Genomic DNA, 4803 nt, shown 5'->3' with positions numbered 1-4803 from the left:
AACTAATTCATATCATTGATAGTTTCAAATTAAAAATGCCATAAATAATATCTGGAGATTTATTATGAGCGTCGTTGTCTCTGACAAACAACAGATTATTTCTTTATATACAGAACACGATCATGTTCCAGCTGTATTGGAAGACCATCGTATCAATGGAATTAACAAAGAGCTGCCACGGCCATATCTGTTCCCCTTTACCAGCCAATATCTGGCAATCAAGAATATTCCCGCCGAGGCCAGTAATTTTCTGTCTCTGAATGGGATCTGGAAATTTAACTGCGCGAGCAATCCACAGTCCAGACCCAAAACGTTTTATGAAGAAGACTATGATGTTTCGACCTGGGATACCATTCAGGTTCCAGGCAATTGGGAAGCACAGGGGTTTGATAAAGCAATCTATATTGACGAGCGTTTTCCATTCACCACCAACTGGCCAGAGATACCGCGCGACTACAACCCGGTGGGGTCTTACCGCCGTACATTTTACCTCGACCAAAGCTGGACTGGTCGTGAAATTTTCCTGCAACTGGCAGGAGCCAGAACTGCATCGTTTATCTGGATTAACGGCCAGCGCGTAGGCTATACCCAGAACGCGAAAAACCCGGCTGAATTTAATATCACCCCCTATATTCGGGAAGGTGAAAACACGATTTCGCTGCAAATTTATCGTTGGTCTAATGCCAGTTATGTAGAAAAACAAGACATGCTGGATATGTCTGGCCTTGAACGGGAAGTTTTTATCTATTCGACGGCGAAAACACGTATTTATGATGTGTATTGCAAGCCAGAATTGAACGATGATTTTACCCAGGGAATAGTTAACGTTAGCGTGAGCCTGTCTCACTACGATAGCCATCCAGAGAATCTGTCACTGAATATCAAACTGCTGGACGACGCAAATAATCTGTCTGTATTAATAGAGCACAATCAGCCATTTACACGTAGCGGAACAACACAACAGTTTAGCTTTAGCGATCGACTGCAGAACCCTCGTCTGTGGAGCGCGGAAACACCTAACCTCTATACATTATTAATGACACTCACCGATCAGTACGGTGAAACCATCGAAGCGACCAGCCATAAAATAGGTTTTCGCAAAGTACAAATCATCAACAGCCAGCTTACTGTAAACGGTAAAGCGATCAAAATAAAAGGGGTAAACCGCCACGAGCTGCACCCGACGCTAGGGCATGTGCCTACGGAAGAAAACATGCTGACCGATATTCAGCTCATGAAAGAGCACAATATCAATGCGGTACGCACCAGCCATTTCCCCTGCCACTCACGCTGGTATCAGCTATGTGATGAATATGGCATCTACATTGTTGATGAAGCGAATATCGAATCGCACCCGTTGGCGCTAAAGCCAGAAACGCAAATTGGCGATACCGAATCCTGGATACCCGCACACTTAGATCGTGTACAGGCAATGGTTGAACGCGACAAAAACCATGCCTGCGTTATCGTTTGGTCGATGGGCAATGAGGCCGGAACCGGACGTGTCTTTGAAACGCTTTATCAATGGATAAAAGAAAAGGACGATAGCCGCCCAGTCCAGTACGAACCTGCCGGTGAAGCACACTATAGCGATATTGTGTGCCCGATGTACCCGACCCTTGAACGCCTGGAACAGTTTGCCCAGCAAGGTAACGATCGTCCGATGATTATGATTGAGTATGCCCACGCCATGGGGAATTCCGTCGGAATTCTGCGCGATTACTGGAACATAATCGACAGCCACGACAATCTGCAGGGGGGCTTTATTTGGGAGTGGATGGATCACGCGCTGGCATTAACCAACGAGCGTGGCCAAAAATATTGGGGATACGGTAAAGATTATCACCCGGATAAACCCAGTGACGGCAATTTCATGAACGATGGCCTGGTCGCCGCTGACCGGGTTCCACATCCTCATATGGCGGAAGTGAAAAAGGTCTATCAGCCTGTCTATTTCCATGCAATAAATCCGGCATCAGGCCTGTTTGAAATAGAAAACCGATACGATTTTATCGACCTGCGCCACCTCGATATTCAGTACAGCATCTCTGAGGACGGGCATCAAATTGCCAACGGCAGTCTGGGTTCCCTTTCCCTTGCCCCAGGCCTGCGCCATTCAGTAAATGTTCCCGTAGCAAACCTGGCGCTTCAGGAGAATAAAGAGTACCTGGTGACACTCAGTGCCGTCACTAAAAACGAAATACCGCTTATTGGCAGTGGCTATGAAATTGCCTGGGAGCAGTTCAGCATCACGCCTCCCGCTACGTTTCATATCTCCCCTGAAGCCTATTCTCTTGCTCTCTCGGTACAAGAAACGTCTTCTGCTATTGAGATCAATGGATCTTATTTCTCTCTTGCGTTTGATCGCCTCAGTGGTCGTATGGATCGCTTTACCGTGAGCGGAAAAGATCTTCTCCTTACCGGTATCGAACCTAATTTCTGGCGTGGGCTCACGGATAACGATCTGGGTGCCAGACTTTTCGATAAGTCTGCAGTCTGGAAAGACGCCGGTAAGCAGCGCGTATTATCCGACCTCAAAGTATCGCAGACCGCCAGCCACGAAGCGATCGTGACCAGTGAATTCTCGCTTCCCACCGTGGACTGCAAATATGTGCTGACCTACATCATCTATTCGACCGGTGAGCTGCGTGTCAGCGTTGATTTTATACCGGGTAATCGCGAGCTTCCTCTTTTACTGCGTATGGGTACCCAGCTGACATTGCCCAGCGAATTTAACTATATCCAGTGGTTTGGCCGTGGTCCGGTGGAAACCTATGCGGACAGAAAAGGCGCCAAAGCCGGTATCTGCGGCGGAACGACCTGGGAGCAATTTCATGCTTACCCGCGACCACAGGAAAGCGGTAATAAAACGGATGTTCGCTGGGTGCGTATTGTCAATCATGATGGGCTTGGTCTTGAGGCCATTGCCGACTCGCAATTATTAAATACCAGTGCCTGGCCTTTCGCCGCCAGTGAGCTCGATTTTGTCGCTGACAATAACGGCAGTAGCGCATCCGGGTTAACACCATTATCACGCAAACATGGCGTTGATGTTCAGCCAGGAGATATCACCACATGGAACATCGATTTAGCACAGATGGGTACAGGTGGCCAAAATTCATGGGGTTCTTTGCCACCCAAGGATTATCAACTACCGGCCCAACCTTATCACTATGCTTTTTATTTACGCCCGGTATGTCGCAATACGTAAGGTGATTTTTATTTCTCCCCTTTTCGAATGTCCGCTACAGGGCATTCGAAATGCTCTTCTAAATAGAACTATATTGATACACAAGTAAAGGGAAATGGTATGTCTGAAAAATCCGATGCAAGATATCAGATGTCATTAATAACATTCCTGTTTTTCTCCATTGCCGGAGGGGGATTTGTTCTTAAAGGCGTTGTAAGCCAATACACTGACTGGGGGTATAACTCCTGGTTATTATATGCTTTCGCTTCATTATTTTATGCAATTCCTTACACCTTCATGATCATTGAGCTTTCATCGATTAAAAAGCTACGTGAATCTGAGAGTGGATATCAGACATGGTTGAACCTGATTTTGGGTCGAAAACTGGGATTTATTGCCGGTTTCTTCTATTTCTACGTTAATATTTTTTATTTCGTTGACCTGTTACCTAACATCATTACCTATTTTATCTACACCTGTACCAGCGATGTTGCCTTTGTTACCGCATTAACCAATCAAACCTGGTTTAAGCCGGTGATCAGTATCACTTCAATCGCGCTGTTCTGGCTGGCAACATGGGTATCGATGAAGGGGCCAAAATGGCTATCCCGTGCGCTGTCGTTCTCTGGATACGCCGGATTTGCACTGACTATGTTGTTCATCATTGCGGCAACCTGGAAGTTATCTTCTGGTACGGTCACATTTAACGGAACGCCGATTGCGCCAGAGTATTTACAGCACATTGATTTATCCTGGTCAAAAATAGCCTCAATGTCATGGGCCTTACAATCGTTAGGTGGGCTGGAAGCATTAGCGGCATACAAACGAAATATTCGGGGTGGCGATCGTAATTTCAGAACCGGGTTAATTCTTAACGTATTTATCTTCTCAGGTATTATTGTTATTTCGTCTATCCTGATGAATTTTATTCTACCTGCAGATCAGGCCGCCAACCTTGGCTTGTTATCGGCTATTTATGTGGCCTTCCAACAGTTAGGCTTCCCCGACTGGTGGACCAACGTCATTGCCTTATTCCTGATGATCACCACCCTGTGTGGCTCGCTGATGTTATGGACCGCCGCACCGGTTAAAATGCTGTTTGTTGATGCGCCAAAAGGTATCTTTGGCCATAAACTCTCTGAGGTAAACAGTGAGGGTACGCCAGTCAATGCCCTGAAGATGCAGGGTGTCGTGGTCACAATTATCATTATCCTGTTTATGCTGGGTCAGTTTAACTCTGAAATGAACACCATTCTTGTGGCTGTTAAAAATCTTGATGGGGGGGCTGCAACAATTCCTGTGCTGTTTATGGTTGCAGGCTATATCAAGCTACGTATGAAGCCCAACCATCATGACTACGTTCGTGATTTCCACTTCCTGGGAAAAGGACGTTTTTGGGCACTGTTATCCGTTGCACCAATAGTTATTATTTTTACTGCCTCTACGGTTGCGGCATTAATTCCAGGACCAGAAGACTGGAGTGCAAACTTTATGGGTTCATTAATTCAGGTCATTCTTGGACCGGTTAGTATTATTGCCGTGTTCTATTATTGCAGCATTATGTATAACCGATGGAGGATCAAAAACCCTCACGACAACTCACTCTTTAATAA

Annotated in this window: 2 protein-coding genes; both read left to right on the top strand. The window is 46.1% G+C overall.

The window, feature by feature from the left end; genetic code table 11:
* The first annotated feature begins 64 nt into the window (after window positions 1–64).
* Window positions 65–3211 carry a glycoside hydrolase family 2 TIM barrel-domain containing protein gene (locus tag NNO02_RS22495; protein ID WP_271455798.1) on the top strand — a complete coding sequence of 1049 codons (3147 nt, stop codon included), beginning with the start codon at window positions 65–67 and terminating at the stop codon, window positions 3209–3211.
* A 129-nt stretch (window positions 3212–3340) separates the two neighbouring features.
* Window positions 3341–4803, top strand: a 1463-nt coding sequence (locus NNO02_RS22490) for an APC family permease (RefSeq protein WP_271455797.1), incomplete at its 3' end; no start/stop codon positions are given.

It is taken from the genome of Citrobacter sp. Awk 2, assembly GCF_028069815.1.
Taxonomy (GTDB): domain Bacteria; phylum Pseudomonadota; class Gammaproteobacteria; order Enterobacterales; family Enterobacteriaceae; genus Citrobacter.
Note: the sequence above shows the minus strand (reverse complement) of the source record. Positions and strands in the feature narration are given on the sequence as shown.